Genomic DNA, 21,305 nt, shown 5'->3' with positions numbered 1-21,305 from the left:
ATTCGTCAACTAACCCGCCCGACCGTTTATCCTGCCCGCTATCAAAAATTACATGGACGTTCAGTCGCTTGGCACCATACTCGTTCCGGTGGATTTTACGGAACCCTCCCTGAATGCTCTCGCCGTTGCCGTGCGATTAAGTAAGCACCAACAGACTGAAATTCACCTGATTTACGTTTTCAATTCAGCAACAGTCAGCCCTCCGGCTACCAATGGACAAGGGCACGATTTATCGCCGGAACAGCTAATTCAGGAAAGAACCGACAGGATTCAGCTGCTGGCAACGGTAACCGCTCAGGAACATCAGGTGCGTTGTTCGGCCAGTTATTGCCAGGGTAAGATTCCGGAGGAAGTGGTGCGTACGGCCAGCCGTATCAATGCCGATTTAATCGTGATTGGCACCCAGAACGGGGCAGATCCGGAGACGTTTCGATTGGGAGCGGATGCCTATCAGATTATAAAAACCGTTTCGTGCCCGGTATTAACGGTTCCAGTCCACCAGAAATGGATTACCTTTGAGCGAATTCTGTTTCCGGTGCGCCCAGTTCCGGGCACGCTGGAAAAATATACATTCACCCGGAAGATTATTCAGAATGACCAAACAGCGGTAACCATACTGGCACTCTGTGCGCCTGATGAAGTAATCAGTATGCATCAGTTGACGGATGAGGTTGCGGTATTGACGGAAAAACTGACGCAGGATAACATTAGAAATCAGGCGCTATTTTGTCAGACCGATTCAATGGCTGAGACCGTTCTGGAAAAAGCAGATGAGTTGAACACCGATCTGCTGATTATAACGGCCAGTTTGAACGTGACGACTGAGAACTATTTTATGGGGCCTTTTACGCAGCAAATCGTTTATAATTCCCGCGTACCAGTACTTGCGATACGACCCGAATCTGCACTTAATGAGCAGACAACCCGAATTTCCTGGCAGTATGGCCAAAATGAGTAAATCGTACCATTCTTATATTTTTTCGCTTCATTGCTTAAACCCCGTTACCAATGCCGAGTAAACAAGACTATATCCTACGAGTGGCTGCCTGGGCCAAATCGCGTGGCTTTAACGACATAAAAGCCAACACCGATGGCTTTGAAACGCCAATTTCCTACGGGCGGCAACAGGATGGAGAAGCGTTTGTTCCGGATGTAACGGGTCAGCAGTTTGAGCAGAAGTCCTATTTCGAAGTAATTCTTAAGACGGATGATGTTAATCACCTCACATCGAAACTGAAGCTTTTAGGTCAACTGGCATCGGCCCGGGGCGGTCAACTCTACCTGATGGTACCCAAAGGGCACCTTCCCTTTGCCAAGGCAGTGGCTGCTGATAGCCGGGTAGTTGCGGAGTTGATCAACCTGCTTTAACTTATTTGAGGGTAGGTATTCCCTCAAAAACACGAAACCGCTACCAGAGATAAGTACTCCAGTAGCGGTTTTATCGCGTTCAACAACCCGAAAACAATTATTGCGGGGCAGTGTCCTCTTCAGGTTCCGCAATTTTGGCCAGATCTTTATTGTTGGGGAACAGTGCCAATCCTTTCTTCAGCCACTCTTCACGGGTTGCCTGATTCTTGGTAACCAGTTCCTCGTAAGAAATAAGGTACTTAAATGCCAGAATAAGGTCCCTGCTATACCGCTTTACATCATCTGGTTTATCGGCTACCATGGTGATAAACTGTTCGAAGTAGGGCCTTGCTTTCCCATTACGCACAGCCGTTTCAGGATCGTATGCGTAGTAGTTGGCCTTGGCCCGGTACAAAACGGTTGGTGAATACTCTGGCGATATTTTCTGGGCCAGGGCCAGGGCAGAATCCGCCATGGCGAAGCGTACCGTGTCCCGAACCAGTTTGTTGGCCGTGTCGCGCTGGAAACCCAGGGTATAGTTGCTCATACCATACCGAAATAAGTCCTGCACATCGGCCTTGAAGCCATGTTTAGCCGCCGAATCGAGCGTAGCTACCGCCTGAGGATGTTTCTTGGTCCGGTAATAATACCGGGCAATCTCACTGTACAGATTATCAGTCGTATCGAAAGGGGCCGCTTTCTCCAGGTAGGTCACGCCAATGGAATCATTGATGGCCTTGTTCATGGCACTAAGTGAATCAGTACCGGCACTTTCGATACCCATGTATGCCTGCCCCAGGTATTTATAGTCATCGGGAATCACCTTTTCGGGTGCTTTCTCAATAAACGTGGTGAGGTTTTCGATAGCCTTCTTCGGCTTTTTCAGCGATGAATTCGACCACCCCTCTATCCGGTACACAATAGGATTCTGCGCTAACGTTGTCCGGTTGCTGTCAATCAAGCTAACAGCCCGATCATAGTCTTTTGCCAGAAAGTGAAACTGCGCCTGCCGAAGCAGCGTTTCCTGTCGCCGGTCCTTCGATACATTTACATACTGGTCTTCATAACTTGCAGCTTCCTTATACCGGTTTACCAGGAAGTACAACTCGGCAAGCTGGTTATAAGCTGGCGAATAATTCGGGTTCGCTTCAATGGCTTTCTTATAATAGTCGACCGCCAGATTCAGGTTGCGCCCCTGCCAGTAAATATCGCCGATACGCTGATCGACCCTGGAGGCATCCATACCCAGTTCAATGGCGTTTTCGTAACGCGTCACCGCCGTACCGGCATCTTTATTAAGGTAATAGGCATCCCCCAGGGCCAATTGGATAGCGGGATTTTTCTTATCCCGTTCGGCTGCCTTGTTCAGGTATTCCATAGCCTTATTGGCATCTACCGCTTTTGGATAGGTTGGCTTGATGGAACCATCGCCCGGTGTTAGATAGCCCGTATACGCTTCCCCAATACGAAAGAGAATATCGGCGTTTTTACTTTTACTTTTTTTCAGCACTTCTTCCAGCTTTGGACCGGCATTAGCCACATCATTGGCAACGAGGTAGCTGATAGCAATACCGGTTTCGTTCAATGGCTCCCGTTTCCCATCCAGAGGAACACCTTTTTCGAACCATATTCGGGCCGAATCAGGCTGACCAGCCCGCAGGTAACCGTACCCGGCATCGAAATAACTTTGTACGGTTGGCGTTTGCTGAGCATTTCGGCTAAGTAAGTACTTGGCTTCGTTCACACGCCCCATGCTCATGAGGGTGGTTGCATCGGGAGTGGGGGCCTGTGCCAAAGCCGTTCCGGCTAAGCCCGTCAGAAGAGAAAAGATAAGTTTCGTTTTCATGTTAGTTATGGTTTTTATTCCCTTGCAGGATAGAACGCATCGCCGGGGAAGTAACGGCAAGAAGCGGTCAAGACCTAAGAGCAGGCTTAAAGACTGCTTAGAATTGTCTTAGAAATACCAAAATAACTTGCTATAAATGACTCGGCACCACAGGGAAGTGTGCCTGGTCCATGTACACCACCTAACCAGTTTACCCTGCTATAACTCTATAAAACAGGTAATGTTACGGTCAAAATAGGGGGAAAGTACCGTTTTCCGCCACTTGGCAAACCCGTTACTTTGCCCTATAATTTACTGATAATCAGAATAACCATTTCACCATCTTAAGTCAATTTATCAAATACCATGAAAAACCGCCGAATATCCGCCCATGAGTTTCGCTACCATGCTGCCGACGTAGCCTACAACCGTCCCCATCCCGTTCAACGCTCCAACGGAGAGGAAAGCCGTTACCGGATTTCCAATGAACCAGTTTCAACGATAGACCCAACCAAACCGGATATTAAGAACTATCCTTCCTACATAGCCGCTTTCACGAAAGGTTTCCAACACGATGAAAACGGTTTCATGGCTTTTCCCGACAAAGGCTTCTACTCCGACTTTATCCGTACCTGCGATGCTGGCGATCTGTCTTCTATACAGGCATTAAAACTAAATGAAAGAATTCCGGCAACTTCGGCAACCCCAGCCAACCCGCTCAATGAATGGAAGTCTCAAATTGCCCTCAGCGCCAACGGGAATGATGGAGCTGACGTACGTGGCTGGGAGAGTATGGGAGCTGGTCTGGTGTATGACCTTGAAGGACCCGACGCCCAGGCTCTGACAATTCCACCTGCCCCCACTCTCGATAGCGATGAACTCGTTGCCGAAATGATAGAACTCTATTGGATGGCCCTCTGCCGGGATATTCCCTTTAAAATGTTTAAAGGAGGTCCAGGTTCAATAGCCGCCAACAACACTAAAATCCATAATGCTCTTGATGATCTAAACTCACTACCCTGGTTTGACAGAACCAAAACCTACGGACTCCACTCGTATGAATTAGCGCGAAAAAGAGGTTATTTTAAAGCTGTTGAGGACCTGGAGCGTCAGAAACCAGGCTCATTACCTTTCACTTATGCCGATATTTTCAGGGGTAACGTAAAAGGCGATGATGTTGGCCCTTATGTATCTCAATTTCTACTGGTTGGAAACAAAGCATTAGGCATAAGCACCGATGATTTGGGGAATCATACTGATTCCTTTACTGAAGATCAAGGGCTTATCGCTTACGGATCGGCTACCATTGACCAACGGGTACGCATTGCCAAAGCCAAAGTGGATTATATGACTACCTGGGAGCAATGGCTTGACGTTCAGAACGCGGCTAACCTGAGAAAACTGGAAGTGTACGAGCCCATTAATAATGACAATAATGTTAATCGTGAAAAAGGCTACCGATTTATTTCTACCCCGCGTGATCTGTGTACCTACGTACATTATGATGCGTTACACCAGGCTTATTTCAACGCCTGTCTAATTTTATTAGACTTTGCGCCCTTTGACCCTGACTTACCATTTCAACTACCCGACAGTGCGGATAAACAAACCGGTTTTGCTCAGTTCGGTCCTCCCCATATTCTGAACTTAGTATCTGAAGTAGCTACCCGTGCGCTGAAAGCAGTTCGGTTTCAGAAATATAACGTCCACCGCCGGGTGCGCCCTGAAGTGGTTGGAGGCTGGATCCATTTATATGCAACTAACGCTGGAATAACAACCCCTGGAAAACCCTCCGTCAAAAAAACGCTGGATGTAATAAAGAGGATGGTTACTACCTTCGAAGGAGATCCTACCACTACACCATCTACCCCAGCCAAGGCTGTTTGGGAAGCGGTGAAGGATTATAATGCTACTCAAAATGTACTGGCTGACCGGTCAGCAGATGCTTCTGCCAGTAGTGATTCCTATTTGCTACCAATGCCTTATGTAGAAGGTTCGCCTATGCACCCATCATATGGTTCAGGTCATGCTACGGTAGCTGGTGCCTGCGTAACGATCCTGAAAGCGTTTTTTGATGAAGGTTTTATATTGCCCTACGCGTACGAAGCCGATTCAGCGGGGAAAAATCTGGTTAAAATTCCCGATCTGGAAGGCAAGTTGACGGTAGAAAACGAACTCAATAAGCTGGCAAGCAACATTGCTTTCGCCCGTAATTGGGCCGGAGTTCACTACTGGTCTGATCAGGCCGAATCACTGAAACTTGGCGAGCAGATTGCCCTCGGCATTCTGGAGGAGCAGAAATTACAATACGGTGAAAACTTCTCGATGACCGTGCCACTCTTCGATGGCACAAGCGTCCGAATCTAGCAGCCTTTCTTTCTGGCAAAAAACGGCACAGGTATAAGACACTGCGCCGTTTTTTTCTTTAATAGGCAACCAATCCAGGCAACGCAATAGTAAGCACAGGATTAAAAAACGTTTTTTTGCTGACCCATAGGCCCAACAGTTTGTTAGGATGTAATAGCGTCTTACCAGTTTACCGAACAGCGCCGTCCCGGTCGCTCTATACGATGGAAAAGTCACCAAATAGTGAACGCAGGCCCAGCAACCCGGCTGAGCAGCATGCCCAGAATTCCCCTAAAAGCGGTGAACGTCCTGATCAGGGCACCGAAATGGCCGCTGATCACTACGAACCCGTTGGCAAAGAAACGATGGACCAACCCCTTACCCCGGCTCCCGATAACGTAGGAGCCAAACACAGAAACGCAATACTGGCCCAGCCGCCCGAAGAATTTACGGGCCTCAAACTGGCTGAACCCGCAACGGTAGCAGCTGGTGTTAGGGCAGTGCTACAATCGATGGTGTTTTCGTGGGGCGAAGCCGGTGTAGGTCGGGGAACGCAGGCCCTGTTGAAACTCAACCAAAAAGACGGGTACGACTGCTCATCCTGCGCATGGCCCGACCCGGATGGCGAACGGTCGGTAGCGGAATTTTGCGAAAATGGTGCCAAGGCCACCGCTTCCGATGCGGATACCCGCCGGGCCGACCCTAACTTTTTTGCCCAGCATAGTGTAGTGGCCCTGTCGCACATGACCGACCGGGACCTGAACAATGCCGGTCGTTTAACGCACCCAATGGTACTCCGACCCGGTGCCACCCACTACACCCAAATCTCATGGCCCGAAGCCTTCCAACTGGTTGCTACTGAGCTGAACGAGCTTAAATCGCCCGACGAAGCCATTTTTTACACGTCGGGGAAGGTACCCAACGAACCGGCTTATCTGTACCAGCTCTTTGTGCGTCAGTTTGGCACGAACAACCTGCCCGACTGCTCCAACATGTGCCACGAAAGCAGTGGTTCTGCCCTGAGCCCTACACTGGGTCTGGGCAAGGGGTCGGTTACGCTCAACGACCTGCACGAAGCAGAAGTGATCCTGATTATGGGGCAGAATCCAGCCACCAACGCCCCGCGCATGCTTACGGCCCTGCAGATAGCCAAGCGTAAGGGAGCAAAAATCATTGCCATCAACCCCCTGCCCGAAACCAGTTTTCAGAAATTCAAGAATCCGCAGGAGTTCATGAATCCCATTAAAGCCGTGGGCGTGTTGGCAGGTTCAGGAACCTCCATAGCAGATATTCACCTCCAGGTACGGGTAAACGGCGACATGGCCGTATTGCGGGGCATTATGAAACACCTGTTGCAGGCGGAAGAAGGGAGTCCCGGCAAGGTGCTGGACGACGCGTTCATTCAGGAATTTACGGCCGATTACGCTGACTTTCTGGATGAACTAAACAAAACCAGTTGGGAGGCTATTGAGCACATCAGCGGGATAACGCGGGAGCAACTCCTCGAAGCAGCAAACCTGATTGCGCCGAAGCAAAAGATTATTACCTGCTGGGCTATGGGTATTACCCAACAGAAAAACGGCGTGGCTACCATCAAAGAAATTGTGAATATGCACCTTATGAAGGGAGCCATTGGTAAACCCGGCGCAGGCACATGCCCGGTGCGGGGCCACTCCAACGTGCAGGGCGACCGAACGATGGGCGTTTGGGAAAAACCAAAAGAGGAGTTTCTGGACGCGCTCGCAAAGGAATATGGCTTTGAACCGCCCCGCGAACCCGGCTTTGACACGGTAGATTCCATCAAAGCCATGCACGCCGGAAAAACGAAGGTATTCATGAGTCTGGGCGGCAACTTACTATCTGCCGGACCCGATACGGAATTTGTAGCCGAAGGTATCCGGAAACAGAACCTAACCATTTATGTCAGCACCAAAATCAACCGGGGGCATCTCGTTACAGGTAAAACAGCCCTCATCCTACCCTGCCTGACTCACCTCGATACGGATATACAGCGTTCAGGGCAGCAGTTCACCTCCTGCGAGAACTCGATGGGTGTGGTGAGTATAAACAAAGGCACAATGGAGCCACTGGAGGGGGAAATGCTGAGCGAAGTAGCCATTATTTGTGGCATTGCCATTTCCACACTGGGCGAGCGGACAACCACCAACTGGGTTCGTTATGTGGAAAACTATGATACCATCCGGGATGATGTGTCGCGGGTGATTCCCGGTTTCGATAAGTTCAACGAAAAAATCCGCAAACCGGGCGGTTTCTACCTGCCTAATGGCCCGCGTGAGCGCAAGTTCACTACTGAGAGTGGCAAAGCTCACTTTTCAGTGACGGAAATGAAGGCGCATGACCTGGCACCCGGTCAACTGGTGCTGATGTCGATACGAAGTCACGATCAGTTCAATACAACAATCTATGACTACAATGACCGGTATCGGGGGGTGTTTGGTGAGCGACGCGTAATTTTCATGAATCGGCAGGATATGCAGGATCGCGGCATTCAGGCGCGTCAGTTGGTCAATATTACCAGTCATTTTGCGGGACAGCAGCGACATCTGGAGAAGTTCATTGTCATTCCCTACAATATCCCAAAGGGTGATACGGCGGCTTACTTCCCCGAAATGAATCCGCTGGTCCCCATTCACAGCGTGGCGGATGTCAGCAATACGCCAACGTCGAAATTTGTGGTTATCACCGTGGAGCCCGTTGCCGAGCTAATGCCGGAGGGCAGTACAACAACGGTGCCCATAGCCGAAGCAGTGGCAGCCTGACAAACCTTGACCAATGTAGCATCAATAGCTCGTCCAATCACATAAAAAGGCCCCGCCATTACTAGCAGGGCCTTTTTATGTGATTGGAACCGGTTTTATCAGAAGAACCAGAAACTGTCGCGAAGCCGGAACTCGGCAGTGCCCAGATACGCATCTTTCGTGTAAACCGATGCCCGGTAGATACCCGGCTTGATGTTGCTATCCGGGCTGACGCTGAACGAAATACGTTGTGGGTTCTTATCGAAGTTCACCGATTGGGTAGCGTGTACCGGCACCACCTCATTTTTACCCGACAGCGTAACCGTGCTGGTACTCTTTGATGGCATTATTCCCGTGTTCTGTTCATCAGTCAGGCTCAGGTATACTTCCTGCGTGCCTGTCAAACCCATTTCGGCCGGAACGCTGAGGGATACCATCAACGTATTAACTTTTTTGGCTTTTGCCGTTTCTTTCTCATTGCTCTTCACCGTCTCGACACGGAATGCATCGCCCGTCAGTGCCGTACGGGGCACCTTTGTTTGCAGGTCTGCCTTGAGGTCTGCTACCTGCTGTTTCAGCGGAGACAATTCACCGTTCTCACTGGTTAATTTGGTATTGGTATCGGTCAACCAGGTTATTTTGTTCTGAACGGCATCCATCTGACTCTCCAGGCTATCCCGTTTGGTCGTCATCATAACAATGTTTCGGTTAAGTCCCTGAATCGTACGGGTCCGTCCCATATTAGTCTGGCGGAGTTGCGCTACCACTCTATCCCGACTTGTCAACTGAGTATTCAGATCTTCCACCCGTTTGTCAAGGCTGGTCTTTTCGTCGGCAGCGGTTTCGATTTGGCTGTTAAGGCCGCGGATATCGCCCTCCAGTTGTAATTTTACCGACAGCAGCGAATCGGCTCGCTGTTCGATCAGGTCATTCTGGCGGGTTAATGTCCCACTTTTGTTCCAGAAATAGATTCCTCCAATTAGTAGCAAGGCCGCTAATGCCGACAGGCCGTAGGTAACTGCTTTGTTATTTTGTCCAGTGTTTTCCATGAGTTCATAGTGCGTTGGTTAGCAAATTCATGAAACAAACCTACTACCCAACCATAACAGGAGACTTAAAGAAAACTTAAAATTTGCTTAGAATGTAACTAATGTTCAATCAGATAGCGCAAAAGAACGTTACTTCTCCAACTACTCTACTCCTGAATGGCCAATAATCCTTCCCGTTACGTACAGCTACTCGCCTGGCTCGATCAACACATAATTCGTCGTCTGTATACCGAGCGCGTTCGTCGTGTTATCCTTCAGAGTTTACCTTTTTGGGTAGCGTCCGTATTGACTGGTTTAGTTGCCGTGGGGTATGAGCAGGTGTTCAGCTGGGCCGAACAACTTAGTTTTACCTGGTTACGCACTCAGCCCCTTCTGGCCTTTATCATTACCCCGGCAGCCTTCCTGGCGGCCTGGTATCTGGTTGTCAGGCTGGCTCCGGCCGCCAGGGGCAGTGGTATTCCGCAGGTAATGGCGGGCATTGAACTGTCAACCCCGGTAACCCACGGTCGCACGGCTTATCTGCTCAGTGTACGGGTGGCGGTTGTAAAACTATTGAGCAGTGTAGTACTGCTGGCGGGTGGTGGTGTTATTGGCCGCGAAGGACCAACCATTCAGATTTCGGCGGCTATATTCCGGGCTATCAATCGGCTGCAACCGGCTGGCTGGCCCCAGCTATCCCGGCAGATTGCCCTGGTTACGGGTGGAGCGGCCGGTTTGGCGGCTGCCTTCAACACTCCGCTGGGTGGTATTGTGTTTGTGGTTGAAGAACTTACCCAAACTCATATTACCCGGTTCCGAACGGCAGTTTTTACGGCCGTTATCATTGCCGGTATGACGGCTCAGGCCATCCTGGGCCCTTATTTATACCTGGGCTTTCCCAAAGTTACGGTATCCACGGGCTGGTTTCTGGGCATTGTTGTTTTTACGGCCATGTTTTGCGGTTTTGCCGGGGCCCTGTTTGCAAGGGCTTTGTTGTGGATAGGTAATTATCGTCGTCGGTTTTCCACCCTGGCACAAAAAGCCGGTTGGGTTGCCGGGTGCGGACTGTTGCTGGCTGCGCTTGCGTATTTTGTGGGTGCCGATGCCATTGGAACGGGCAAACCCATTATTAACCGACTCCTGTTTCAAAATCAACACCAAACACCCTGGTATCTCTTTCCGGTACGGTTTGCCGGAATGGCCCTAAGTTACAGCAGTGGAGCAGCCGGGGGCATCTTTGCTACTTCGCTGAGTGCGGGTGCCATTATTGGTGATGGCCTGGCCCGGCTGGCCCGCGTAACGCCGAGTGACACGAATCTGGTTATCCTGGTCAGTATGGTTAGTTTCCTGACCGGTGTTGTCCGCTCTCCGTTTACAGCCGCTATTTTGGTGCTGGAAATGACGGATCGACATTCGGCCATCTTTCAGTTGTTGCTGGGCGGCCTGATGGCTCAGGGTGCAGCCTCACTGGTTGATCAGCTATCATTTTACGAACACCTGAAAGAAGACTTCATCCGCGAAGCCATGGCGCAACCTGCCACGAAAAAAAATCCTGCGGTAGCAGTAGCGGGCGATTCCGATTAAGCTATTGGGCACCGGGCACCGCTGTCTTTTTCAGTTCATCCATATCCGTTGGGTAAAGCCGCCGGATGAGTCGTTCCATCGATAGCCCCTGGCCAATAACGGAGAATAAAACTACCCCGTACGTAATAGTTACAATCAGGTCTTTGTGGGGCAGTGCCTCCGGAATGGATAACGCCATGGCGATAGAAAGACCGCCCCGTAAGCCACCCCAGGTAAGCATGATAGGGGCTTTATCGTCCAGGTCGAGCCAGCGCCGGGCAAGCCGAAACGGAATCCAGATAGCCATGAACCGGGACATCAGGACCAGCACAATCGTTACAACCGCAATCATCCAGTAGTTGTACTGAATATCGATCAGTAGCAGTTCAAGACCAATCAGCACAAAGAGCAGCGCGTTGAGGATGCTGTCAATCAACTCCCAAAACTTATCGACATATTCTTCGGTGGTATGGCTCATGGCACCCTGCCGGGCGTAGCCGCCCACAAACAGGCCCGTAACCACCATGGCCAGCGGCCCTGAAATGTGAAGTTTCTGCGCCAGCAGATAACCTCCCATAACCCCCGCAATGGTAATAATAACTTCTGTCTGGTAATGATTGATAGTGCGCAGAAGCCAGAACATGCCGTACCCCAGTGCCAGTCCAAACAGGATTCCTCCGCCGGCTTCTTCTAAAAATAACAGGGCAATTTCGCCCGCACTCACACTCTCCGGGCCATTTACCACAATGCGATAGATAGACGCGAATAAAACGACACCCACGCCATCGTTGAACAGCGACTCGCCCACAATGTTGATTTTAACGTTTTCGGGTAGCTTGAATTTGGCCAGAATCCCCAATACGGCAATAGGGTCGGTAGGCGAGATTAAGGCGCCAAACAGCAGGCAAAGCGGGTAAGTAAGTGTAAAACCAAACAAACTGGCCATAAAATACAAACCCGTACCGACCATAGCTGTGCTGAGCAACACCCCAACGAACGCAAAAAGCATGACCGACCGCCGTTCCACCTTCAGCCGGGACGAGTCGGTATGGAAGGCTCCGGCAAACAACAGAAAGCTCAGCATAACGTCGAACAATACCCGCCCGAAATCAATCTGTTCCAGCCCCTCTTTAAGCAGGGTGAATCGGGCCGGATAAATGGCGTTCACCCCAAGGATCAGTACCGAGAAGATGAGTGACAATACCATGATACCAATGGCGTCGGGTAACTTAAGCAGGCGCGTGTTGACGTACGAAAAAAAAGCAGCAACAACAATAAGAAAGGTAATGAGGGTAAATAAGTCCATTGAAAAAAGAAGAATTATACAAGATTGCACTAAATTTCGTTTGAAAAAAACTGCGACAGTCGACACCGCTAGCAGGCTCTACCCTTTTATGATCGTCAAAGACCCTAACAAACCTCGTACACCTCCCCCTAAACGTTCGGCTGTGCTTGTCCGCATTAGTGAGTTCCTTCAGGATCGTTTTAGTCTTGAAGAAGACCGGGAGGATGAAGCAGGCGTAATTCAGTCCATTAGTCGCGGTATTGAATTCAGAGGTATTAGCCTCTGGACCCTCATTTTTGCCATATTTATCGCTTCTATCGGTTTAAACGTTAACTCCACCGCCGTTATCATCGGTGCCATGCTCATTTCTCCCCTGATGGGGCCCATCATGGGTATTGGCCTGGGCGTTGGCATCAACGATTTAACCATGATTGGGCGGGCTCTGAAAAACTTAAGCCTGGCCGTTTTTATCAGTATACTTACCTCAACAGCCTATTTTTTAATTAGTCCCCTGCACATTGCCCAATCTGAGTTACTATCCCGCACATCGCCCTCCGTATGGGATGCCTTCATCGCTTTTTTCGGTGGGCTGGCGGGCATAGTAGCTGGCTCCAGTCGGGATAAAGTTACCAATGTTATTCCGGGGGTAGCCATTGCTACGGCCCTTATGCCACCCCTTTGCACGGCAGGCTACGGCTTGTCTACGGGTAATCTGTATTACTTCGCCGGGGCATTTTATCTGTTTCTTATCAATAGTGTCTGTATCAGTTTAGCTACGCTGCTCATGGTACGCTTTCTGGGTTATCACCAGAAAGAATATCCCACGCCCGAAATTGAACGGCGGGTACGCAGCACCATCTGGATGGCGGTACTAGTAGTAGTGGTTCCCAGTAGTTACCTGGGGGCTCAACTGGTTCGCAAAACTATCTTCGAACAGGAAGCAAAGCAATTTATCACGAACGAATGTAATTTTCAGTATCGGCAACTTATCAACTACACCGCCCATTTTAATCAGGGAAAGGGAAGCACACTGGAACTCTCGCTGGTGGGTGAGTCACTACCTAAGGACTCCATTAATTTCCTGCGGTCAAAAATGCCTACCTATGGCCTGGAGGACACCCAACTTATTGTTAAACAGGGAAACTTCAAAGATGCCGAAGTGGATGTGGATGCCATAAAAACCACCGTTACCGATCAGGTTATCAAATACAGTCAGGCATCCATTGCCCGCAAAGATCATGAGATTGATTCGTTAAAGCGGTATATTGACCTTACCCAAACCTCGCGCCTGTCGGTGGCTGATTTACGAAATGAGTTAAAGACACTTATGCCCGATGTACAGACGTTTACGGCTTCCCGGTCATTAGTGATGACCGGAAACAAAGCGACACCCGATACGGTCATGCTGGTTTACGCTAAATTTTCCCGAAGGCACACACGAGCCGAACGTCAGCGGATTGAGAAATGGTTGCAAAGCCGAACAAAAAGTAAGCGCATCAAGCTGCTCATTGAGTAATCCCGTATTCACTTTTTCTATCGGAACAAGGTAGGGATATCAGCCAGCCACGCGATTAGTAGGGTCAATAGGAAAAGAATACCCACCAGTATCAGCAGCCAGTCGGGTTTGCGGGGTGGCTCTTCATCCGGTGGGCGATGAGCCTGCTTGTGTAGGACATCCCGGCTTGTAATACCGGGGGTAGAAGTGGAAGCGTTAACATAGTCCGTTTTTTTATAGGTCATGGTACTGGTGGATTTTGTACGGGGCAGACTTTATCAATGCCGAAAGTGGCACAGACGACTTAACATTCGCTGATAAACTCCTTAGAATATGCTTAGAGTTGCCCACTATCGGGGTAGTTCTACCCGAAACACGGTTGTCTGACCCTCCTGCGAGAAGACACTTATCTGTCCTCCGTGTAGCCGAACAATTCGCTCTACCAACGATAAGCCTACCCCGTAGCCCCGTACCTCGGCGGTTTGGCGGCTCCGGTAAAACGGCTCGAAAATATACGGCTGGTCAACGGCAGGAATAGCCTGCCCGTTATTCTGAATACGAACCGTTATCCGGTCATCCCCAAAAGCAACATCAATCAGCGCCCGGCCGTCATCAGAAAATTTACAGGCATTCTCTATCAGGTTTTTCAGGGCTGTGCACAGTAGGGTTTTATTGCCATGCAAGGTTAGCTTATCCGGGTCGTCGGGCAGGGTGCCCAGTTCAACGATTACCTGATAGCGGGGGTTGATGGCGGTTACTTCCTGACGGATATCCCACACCACTTCGTCCAGCCGCACTACATCGGTCAGCAAATCCGTTGCATCCTCCTGATTGACCTGAGAGAGTTGCAGCAGCTCCCGGGTCAGTGAAGCCAGATCCCCAACATCGTCCAGCACCGACCGAATGGTTTGCCGATACGCTTCGGGCTGGCGCTGATTCAGGAGACTCACTTCCAGTTGTGAACTGATTTGTGTCAGCGGGTTTTTGAGTTCGTGCGATACATTGGCTACAAACATGCGCTGCATCCGAAAAGACTCCACGACCCGGTCCAGCAGGCGATTAATCGTAGCCGACAAGCGACTTATTTCGTCGCCCTCCCGATTGACTACTAACCGCTCATCCCGATTGTGTGGAAAGATATCGTTTACAATCCGGTCAATCTTCTGCATTGGTTCGAGGGCATCTCCCGCAAAAAACCAACCCGAAAAGGCGGTAATACCGGCAATCAGGCAAAATAAGCCGGTAAGTGCCCAGATAAGTCGCCGTAAAAACGCGTCGCCATACGTATTCTCGGCACTGGCAATCACCACAAACTGGCCCGAAGCAGTCATAAACCGAATGCCCGAAACGTAATATTTCTGCTGTTGAAAATCCTTTCGTTTACGCTGTCTGATTTCCGTTAGTATTTTGGCGGATAGGGGCAAAGACAGCCCTTCATTCGTGGTCAGTATAAGCGAGTCCCGATTGTTAAAAACGCTGATTTTCTGGTTGGGTAACTGGTCCCTCCGTATCCGACTTAGTTGCTGAATAAGAGGGGCGTCCAGACGATGCCGAATGAGCATATCGCCCATTGTGTTGGCTTTGTTATCGAGCCGCCGGTAGAAATCGGACGAAATAAAGTAGGAGCAAAAGGCGTAGATGCTGACAAAAGCCAGCAGGATAATGCTGGATACCAGCCCTGTGAAGCGTAACGCCAGTCGGTTGCGAATTGTCATTTCACTCCTCCTTGAACATATAACCCATACCAAATTGCGTATGAATCAGCTTATTAGGAAAGTCTCTGTCAATCTTTTTACGCAGGTAATTGATATACACCTCCACCACATTCGTCCCCGTATCGAAATTTATATCCCAAACGTGTTCGGCAATGGTTGGCTTCGACAAGACACGTCCCTGATTACGCATCAAAAACTCAAGGAGGGCAAACTCGCGGGCCGTCAGTTCAATTGGTTTATCATCTCGCCTGACCGTTTTGGCATCCAGGTCCATTTCGATACCGCCATACCGTAACGTCTGCGCCGTCATGGATACCTGGGTACCCCGCTTGGTCAGGGCCCGTACCCGCGCCAGCAGTTCGGTAAACTGAAAGGGTTTGGTCAGGTACTGGTCTGCTCCGGCATCGAACCCCATAATCTTATCGTCGGTTTCGCCTAGGGCTGTCAGCATCAGGATAGGGGTCGTTATACCCTCAGCCCGCAATTGTCGACAGAGTTCGTAGCCATTGAGGCCGGGCAAAATAAGATCGGTGATGATGGCAGCGTAATTATTTTTCAGGGCCAGCCGCTTGGCAATCAGTCCATCGTAGGCAATATCGACTTCAAACTGACTTTCTTCCAGTCCCTGCTGGATAGCCTGTAGCGTCTTCGGCTCATCTTCAACGATCAAGAGTTTCATACCGGTAAAAGTACGCGTATTGCTATCAAAATCGAATCCTGTTTATCCGATGCCTTATCAACCAAAAATACCCGTCAGGGGGTCATTTAATGAAGGGCTTCACCTCTTCCATGAGCATAGCCGTGCGTTCTTTCAGCGCGGCATAGTCGCTGCTCTCTCCCGAGAATAGTTGCGACCCGATACCTACCGCCGTAACGCCTGCCTTGAACCAGGTATTCAGGCTCTCACTGGTCGGTTCTACGCCCCCCGTAACCATCAGCTTCAACCAGGGCATTGGTCCCTTGATTGCTTTTATAAAGCCCGGACCGACTACATTGCCGGGAAATACTTTTACCAGATTGGCCCCCAGCAGGGTGGCCTGATAAATTTCGTTCAGGGTGGAACCAGCGGGCATCCAGGGTACGCCCTGTACGCGGCAAACGGCTCCAACAGCCGCTGTAGTAACGGGTTGCACCACAAAATCAGCACCAGCTTTTATGAAATCCCCGGCCTCATCGGCCGTGAGAATTGTACCAATACCCAGCGCCATGCCGTGGCAGTTTTCCCGTACGTACGTAACGAGCTGACCAAAAACAGCCAATGCCTGATCGCCCCGATTGGTGAACTCAAATACGCGTAGTCCACCATCGTAGCAGGCCTGCACAATTTGTTGCGCGTGGTTAATATCGGCATGGTAAAAAACGGGAACGATAGGATGATCGGTTACCAGGGCAAGGATTCTGTCGGGCGAAAATAAAGACATGTTTCAGGAGTATTATAAGGTTATCATAGACGAATTAGCCAGTACATCGGCTACCGTCTGTCGGGTAGCATCACCCAGTTCCTGCAACTTACCAAAAGCTGCGGTAGCGGCAAAATCAACGACGGCCTGTGGAGCGTGCTGGTTATACAATCCATAAATCAAACCGGCCATAAAGCAGTCTCCACTCCCAACCCGGTCAATGACGGAGTTTGTCCGTAACTCCGGGGAAACATACTGCTGTCCATCCACATACAGGGTGGTATAGTAGCGAAGTCCGGTGGGCGGCACATCGAACCGGAATGTATTGGCCACCACCCGGCAGCGGGGAAATCGTTTCTGAATGGCTTCCGCAGTGGTCGTAGCGTGGGCAAGATAATCGGCCTTCTGTCCCTTTTGATGAATAGATTCATCGACCGGAATGCCCAGCAGGGCGTTGGCGGCCCAAAGATTACCCATAACTACATCGCAGTGCGCCAGTATAGCAGGCATAACATCAGTAGGCACTTTGCCATACTGCCATAACTGCGCCCGGTGATTCAGGTCTATGGACACCGTAATGCCCCGAGCGGATGCAACAGTTACCAATTCCAGGCAGGCCGCTGCTACGTTGGCATTAAGTGCCGGACTAATGGCGCTGATATGCAGCCAGGTTACGTCCTGCAACACCACAGCCCAGTCGACCTGGCCAACGGTCAGTTCCGAGAAAGCGGAGTAAGCACGGTCGTAAATGACGCCCGCGTTTTTGAGGTCGGTACCCTGTGGTAAAAAGTAACTGCCTATGCGCTGACCAGACCGGGCGATTCCCGACGGGTTAATGCCTAAATCGGCTACGTACCCAATAACATCATCGGCCAGGGAATTTCCGGGTAATACTGTACTGTAGCTGACCGGAACGCCCCACTTTGCCAATGCCGTTGCCACATTCAATTCTGCCCCACCCACAAAAACGGGCATGGATGCCTGCTGAATCCACTGGCCATTAGCCACGGGAGAAAATCGCAATAGTAATTCGCCGAAGCAACAAACGCTGGTCATAAATGAACGATGTATAGAAGGATACAGGTTCTCGCTGCTTTACTGATTACTTCCACTACGGGACCTGCTTAGAAAAGAGCAGCTTCGGCTTATTTTATACCCTTCTAAAAAGACGAACGAACAGGCAGGTAACCAGTATCCCTTTGCACTCACAGCATCAACGTCGTACCGGCTCCCTGATTAACAGCCGCAGCAACTTCATCAGCATGGCAGATGATGACCTTAGAAACTCCTTTTTTCAGGGCACTGAAGGCATTATCCAGTTTGGGAATCATGCCTTTGCTGATTATTCCGGCCGTTTTGTACTCGTCATACAGGGCAGGGGTGAGTTTGTCGATAACGCTGTTATCGGCTGCCGGGTCTTTTAAAACGCCCTTCTTCTCGAAGCAGTAAATTAGTATTACCTCATTGTGCGTCACCATATCGACAGCAATGGCCGATGCCATGGTATCGGCATTGGTATTCAGCAAGTCACCGGCACTATTGTAGGTAATGGGGGCAAAAACCGGGGTCAGGTCCTGACGAAGAAAAAACTGGATTTGCCCGGAATCTACCTCCTCAATATCCCCCACCATGCCATAATCAATATCCTTAACGGGGCGTTTTCTGGCCAGTACCGTACTACCGTCGGCTCCAGTCAGGCCGATGGCGTTTACATCCAGCGCCTGAAGTTTGGCCACGATTTGCTTGTTCACCAGGCCACCATACACCATTGTCACTACATCGAGCATGGGTTGGTCGGTAATGCGCCGACCGTCTACCATATTGGTTGGGATACCCAGTTTTTCAGCTACCTGCGTGGCAATTTTCCCTCCGCCGTGGATGAGGATTCTGGCTCCTTTCAACCCGGAGAAAGCCGTTAGAAAGCGTTTTAATGCCGTGGGGTCGTCAATGATATTTCCCCCGATTTTGATTACCAGTAAAGTAGCCATGTTGAAAGCTGAACGGTAAAAACACAGGCACAAAAGCCCTGTTGCCTTTCCTTTTATAAACTCGTTAAAATCTCTTTCAATACCGCCTGTGCCGACCATTCTCGGTTGGCCGCCTGCTCAATCACCAGCGATTGCGGACTATCCAGTACCGCATCGGAAACTTTCAGGTTACGCCGAACTGGCAGGCAGTGCATAAACTTTCCGTTGTTGGTCCGGTTCATGTGCTCCATTGTAACCGCCCAGGAGGGGTCCTGCGTAAGCACTTGTCCGTACTGCGTGTAGGATGACCAATTTTTGCCGTAGATAAAATCGGCCCCGTCGAACGCTTCCTGCTGATTATAAATCACCGGAGCCGTACCCGCAAATTCGGTTGCCAGTTCGTACCCTTCGGGGTGCGTGATAACAAACTCGATCTGACCAGCCTGCGCACGGGCGTTCATCCACTCGGAAAAGGAATTACCAACGGCCTGCGGCAGTGGTTTGAAATGCGGGAGCCAGGTGAGCACTACCTTCGGGCGTTTGGGCAAGCTGACGTCGGCTCTCCTTACTTCCTCAATCGTAATACAATCGGCCAGCGATTGCAGCGGGTGCCGTGTAGCCGATTCCAGGTTTACGATGGGGACGCGGGCATATTTGGCAAACTGATGCATCACCTGCTCACGGTAATCTTTGTCGCGATCCTGCAGTTCGGCAAAAGCCCGGATGCCGATGATGTTGCAGTAGCGCCCTATTACGGCAGCCGCTTCGCGGATATGCTCTGCCTTATCGCCGTTCATTAGAACGCCCTCTTCCATTTCAAGCCCCCAGCTATCCTGCCCAACGTTCATGATCATCACGTTCATGCCAAGATTTTGAGCCGCCTTCTGCGTACTCAGACGCGTTCGCAAACTGGAATTGAAGAAAATCAGTCCGATAGTTTTGTTTTTGCCCAGGTGCTGACTGGCAAACGGATTTGCCTTCGCATCAAGGCCGGACTGGATGAGCGCGTCGAGGTCGGTAACGTCGGCGAGGGAAAGGAAATTAGTCATTTTATGATAAAAGGCAGGGGTAGTTCGGATAATCGGACTTATTCGGGAGTAATTTTCAGATAAGGCCGTTTAAACTTTCTAAACTCGAACGAAGCGGAAGCTTTTTCTGTCATTTCGACCAGAGGAGAAATCTCACCATTACGTGTCAGTCAAGCATAAGATTTCTCTTCTGGTCGAAATGACAGAAATGGTCGTTGACTATATCTACCGAGTCATAGCTATCATGCGTGTTGCAGGTGCAAAACCCTTTGCAGGGCTTCCAGAAACTGATCAGCTTCGTCAGTACCTATGGCCAGCGAGGGCAACAATCGGATGGTGCTTTTACCGGCCACTCCCGTAAACTGCTTATGTCCGAACAACAACGTCTTCCGCAGTTCATCAACCGGGAAATCGTATTCGATACCAATCATCAGACCCCGGCCGCGTAACTCTTTGTAGCCGCCCACCTGCCGGATGCCATCCATCAGATAATTTCCCATGCGCGTGGCGTTTTCGAGTAAGCCTTCGTCACGCATGATATCCAGTACCGCAATACCCGCCGTGCAGGCCAGATGATTGCCGCCGAACGTTGTACCCAGCAGGCCGTAACTGGCTTTGAATTTGGGCGAGATGAGAATACCTCCAATCGGGAAGCCATTACCCATGCCTTTTGCCATCGAAATAATATCAGCTTCGATACCACTGAACTGATGGGAGAAAAACTTCCCCGACCGTCCGTAGCCGCACTGAACGCCATCCAGAATCAGCACCGCTCCGGTTTCATCGCACCGCTGACGGAGGGCTTTTAGAAAGTCGTCGGTAGCCACTTGAATGCCTCCTACGCCCTGAATACCTTCCACAATGACCGCACAGGTATCCGGCGAAATGCCAGTCCGGGCCGCTTCGGGGTCGTTATAGGGCAGAAACGTGACGTGCTCTTTGTAGTTGATGGGTGCTACGATGGATGGATTGTCCGTAACCGCAACCGCCCCGGCGGTACGACCGTGAAACGATTTTGTAAAGGCAACCACCTTTGTGCGACCGGTATGAAATGATGCCAGTTTCAGCGCATTCTCGTTGGCTTCGGCACCGGAGCTGCACAGGAAAAGGGCGTAGTCGGGATGGCCGGATAGAGTACCCAGTTTATCAGCCAGTTCCTGTTGCTGCGGAATCTGGACGGAGTTGGAATAAAACGAAATTTTATGCAGTTGATCCGTCAGTGCCTGCACATAACGAGGGTGCGTGTGTCCAACCGAAATAACGGCATGGCCACCGTACAGATCTAAATAACGGGTGCCATTGGCATCCCATAAGTAGCTGCCCTGCGCCCGAACAGGTTCGATGTCGTAAAGCGGATAAACATTAAAAAGCGATGCCATTGGAATATGTCGTCAAAAGTTATCAGGAACCAGCGATTCCTGACCTTGAATGAGGTGCAAGTTTACGGATAATCAGGGTAAAAACTGGGCTTAAAATGTAAAAAGGAAGCCGGGTGACTTCCTTCTTTAAGCACTAACCGCTACGTATGCTCCATCAAAAACAGGGTT

At 50.3% G+C, this 21,305-nt stretch carries 17 protein-coding genes; 6 read left to right on the top strand and 11 right to left on the bottom strand.

The features are described from left to right. Positions 1-52: 52 nt before the first annotated feature. Together B156_RS0112820 and B156_RS0112815 are read left to right on the top strand one after the other, a co-directional pair. Complete coding sequence (locus B156_RS0112820) at positions 53-958, top strand: universal stress protein (protein WP_018620127.1); 906 nt, start codon at positions 53-55, stop codon at positions 956-958. Between the two features lie 50 nt (positions 959-1,008). Beyond that, the gene (locus tag B156_RS0112815) at positions 1,009-1,368 is read left to right on the top strand and encodes a hypothetical protein (protein ID WP_018620126.1); all 360 of its coding nucleotides are present in this window, start codon (positions 1,009-1,011) and stop codon (positions 1,366-1,368) included. Positions 1,369-1,465: 97 nt separating this feature from the next. On the opposite strand, the gene B156_RS0112810 is transcribed toward B156_RS0112815, so the two are convergent. Continuing rightward, a complete protein-coding gene (locus B156_RS0112810; RefSeq protein ID WP_018620125.1) occupies positions 1,466-3,193 on the bottom strand; it encodes a tetratricopeptide repeat protein in 1,728 nt (575 codons plus the stop codon). A gap of 345 nt (positions 3,194-3,538) precedes the next feature. On the opposite strand from B156_RS0112810, the gene B156_RS0112805 reads away from it, so the two are divergent. Together B156_RS0112805 and B156_RS0112800 are read left to right on the top strand one after the other, a co-directional pair. Beyond that, positions 3,539-5,539: a vanadium-dependent haloperoxidase gene (locus B156_RS0112805; RefSeq protein ID WP_018620124.1), complete on the top strand. Its 2,001-nt coding sequence runs from the start codon at positions 3,539-3,541 to the stop codon at positions 5,537-5,539. A 203-nt stretch (positions 5,540-5,742) separates the two neighbouring features. After that, positions 5,743-8,298, top strand: coding sequence for an FdhF/YdeP family oxidoreductase (locus tag B156_RS0112800; RefSeq protein WP_018620123.1), 2,556 nt, complete (start codon positions 5,743-5,745; stop codon positions 8,296-8,298). A gap of 98 nt (positions 8,299-8,396) precedes the next feature. On the opposite strand, the gene B156_RS0112795 is transcribed toward B156_RS0112800, so the two are convergent. Next, entirely contained in the window at positions 8,397-9,326 is a 930-nt protein-coding gene (locus tag B156_RS0112795) for a hypothetical protein (RefSeq protein WP_018620122.1), read from the bottom strand. Positions 9,327-9,482: 156 nt separating this feature from the next. Here B156_RS0112795 and B156_RS0112790 point away from each other — a divergent pair, with 156 nt between their 5' ends. Next, positions 9,483-10,889 (top strand): chloride channel protein, encoded by a 1,407-nt coding sequence (locus B156_RS0112790; protein ID WP_018620121.1) that lies wholly within the window; start codon positions 9,483-9,485, stop codon positions 10,887-10,889. A 1-nt stretch (position 10,890) separates the two neighbouring features. On the opposite strand, the gene B156_RS29150 is transcribed toward B156_RS0112790, so the two are convergent. Next, positions 10,891-12,174 carry a cation:proton antiporter gene (locus B156_RS29150; RefSeq protein WP_018620120.1) on the bottom strand — a complete coding sequence of 428 codons (1,284 nt, stop codon included), beginning with the start codon at positions 12,172-12,174 and terminating at the stop codon, positions 10,891-10,893. Between the two features lie 88 nt (positions 12,175-12,262). Here B156_RS29150 and B156_RS0112780 point away from each other — a divergent pair, with 88 nt between their 5' ends. Then, complete coding sequence (locus B156_RS0112780; RefSeq protein WP_026260804.1) at positions 12,263-13,669, top strand: DUF389 domain-containing protein; 1,407 nt, start codon at positions 12,263-12,265, stop codon at positions 13,667-13,669. 17 nt (positions 13,670-13,686) lie between these two features. On the opposite strand, the gene B156_RS0112775 is transcribed toward B156_RS0112780, so the two are convergent. From B156_RS0112775 to B156_RS0112740, 8 genes are all read right to left on the bottom strand, one after another. Next, positions 13,687-13,893 carry a hypothetical protein gene (locus B156_RS0112775; protein WP_018620118.1) on the bottom strand — a complete coding sequence of 69 codons (207 nt, stop codon included), beginning with the start codon at positions 13,891-13,893 and terminating at the stop codon, positions 13,687-13,689. 105 nt (positions 13,894-13,998) lie between these two features. After that, positions 13,999-15,363 carry a sensor histidine kinase gene (locus B156_RS0112770; protein WP_018620117.1) on the bottom strand — a complete coding sequence of 455 codons (1,365 nt, stop codon included), beginning with the start codon at positions 15,361-15,363 and terminating at the stop codon, positions 13,999-14,001. A gap of 1 nt (position 15,364) precedes the next feature. Then, on the bottom strand, positions 15,365-16,042 hold the full coding sequence (locus B156_RS0112765; protein ID WP_018620116.1) for a response regulator transcription factor: 678 nt from the start codon (positions 16,040-16,042) through the stop codon (positions 15,365-15,367). 82 nt (positions 16,043-16,124) lie between these two features. Then, positions 16,125-16,784, bottom strand: coding sequence for a beta/alpha barrel domain-containing protein (locus B156_RS0112760; protein ID WP_018620115.1), 660 nt, complete (start codon positions 16,782-16,784; stop codon positions 16,125-16,127). A gap of 12 nt (positions 16,785-16,796) precedes the next feature. Then, positions 16,797-17,819, bottom strand: a complete 1,023-nt coding sequence (locus B156_RS0112755) for a sugar kinase (RefSeq protein WP_018620114.1) — start codon at positions 17,817-17,819, stop codon at positions 16,797-16,799. A gap of 149 nt (positions 17,820-17,968) precedes the next feature. Beyond that, a complete protein-coding gene (argB, locus tag B156_RS0112750; protein WP_026260803.1) occupies positions 17,969-18,751 on the bottom strand; it encodes an acetylglutamate kinase in 783 nt (260 codons plus the stop codon). 53 nt (positions 18,752-18,804) lie between these two features. Further along, complete coding sequence (locus B156_RS0112745; protein WP_018620112.1) at positions 18,805-19,779, bottom strand: N-acetylornithine carbamoyltransferase; 975 nt, start codon at positions 19,777-19,779, stop codon at positions 18,805-18,807. Between the two features lie 221 nt (positions 19,780-20,000). After that, positions 20,001-21,137, bottom strand: a complete 1,137-nt coding sequence (locus tag B156_RS0112740; protein ID WP_018620111.1) for an aspartate aminotransferase family protein — start codon at positions 21,135-21,137, stop codon at positions 20,001-20,003. Positions 21,138-21,305: the final 168 nt, after the last annotated feature.

Origin of the sequence: Spirosoma luteum DSM 19990, assembly GCF_000374065.1 — a bacterium.
Classification (GTDB): domain Bacteria; phylum Bacteroidota; class Bacteroidia; order Cytophagales; family Spirosomataceae; genus Spirosoma; species Spirosoma luteum.
Note: the sequence above shows the minus strand (reverse complement) of the source record. Positions and strands in the feature narration are given on the sequence as shown.

Excerpts from the sequence above, each read along its gene's own strand:
- B156_RS0112820 (WP_018620127.1), top strand. The coding sequence starts at position 53 with ATGGACGTTCAGTCGCTTGGCACCATACTCGTTCCGGTGGATTTTACG.
- B156_RS0112815 (WP_018620126.1), top strand. The coding sequence starts at position 1,009 with ATGCCGAGTAAACAAGACTATATCCTACGAGTGGCTGCCTGGGCCAAA.
- B156_RS0112810 (WP_018620125.1), bottom strand. The coding sequence starts at position 3,193 with ATGAAAACGAAACTTATCTTTTCTCTTCTGACGGGCTTAGCCGGAACG.
- B156_RS0112805 (WP_018620124.1), top strand. The coding sequence starts at position 3,539 with ATGAAAAACCGCCGAATATCCGCCCATGAGTTTCGCTACCATGCTGCC.
- B156_RS0112800 (WP_018620123.1), top strand. The coding sequence starts at position 5,743 with ATGGAAAAGTCACCAAATAGTGAACGCAGGCCCAGCAACCCGGCTGAG.
- B156_RS0112795 (WP_018620122.1), bottom strand. The coding sequence starts at position 9,326 with ATGGAAAACACTGGACAAAATAACAAAGCAGTTACCTACGGCCTGTCG.
- B156_RS0112790 (WP_018620121.1), top strand. The coding sequence starts at position 9,483 with ATGGCCAATAATCCTTCCCGTTACGTACAGCTACTCGCCTGGCTCGAT.
- B156_RS29150 (WP_018620120.1), bottom strand. The coding sequence starts at position 12,174 with ATGGACTTATTTACCCTCATTACCTTTCTTATTGTTGTTGCTGCTTTT.
- B156_RS0112780 (WP_026260804.1), top strand. The coding sequence starts at position 12,263 with ATGATCGTCAAAGACCCTAACAAACCTCGTACACCTCCCCCTAAACGT.
- B156_RS0112775 (WP_018620118.1), bottom strand. The coding sequence starts at position 13,893 with ATGACCTATAAAAAAACGGACTATGTTAACGCTTCCACTTCTACCCCC.
- B156_RS0112770 (WP_018620117.1), bottom strand. The coding sequence starts at position 15,363 with ATGACAATTCGCAACCGACTGGCGTTACGCTTCACAGGGCTGGTATCC.
- B156_RS0112765 (WP_018620116.1), bottom strand. The coding sequence starts at position 16,042 with ATGAAACTCTTGATCGTTGAAGATGAGCCGAAGACGCTACAGGCTATC.
- B156_RS0112760 (WP_018620115.1), bottom strand. The coding sequence starts at position 16,784 with ATGTCTTTATTTTCGCCCGACAGAATCCTTGCCCTGGTAACCGATCAT.
- B156_RS0112755 (WP_018620114.1), bottom strand. The coding sequence starts at position 17,819 with ATGACCAGCGTTTGTTGCTTCGGCGAATTACTATTGCGATTTTCTCCC.
- argB (WP_026260803.1), bottom strand. The coding sequence starts at position 18,751 with ATGGCTACTTTACTGGTAATCAAAATCGGGGGAAATATCATTGACGAC.
- B156_RS0112745 (WP_018620112.1), bottom strand. The coding sequence starts at position 19,779 with ATGACTAATTTCCTTTCCCTCGCCGACGTTACCGACCTCGACGCGCTC.
- B156_RS0112740 (WP_018620111.1), bottom strand. The coding sequence starts at position 21,137 with ATGGCATCGCTTTTTAATGTTTATCCGCTTTACGACATCGAACCTGTT.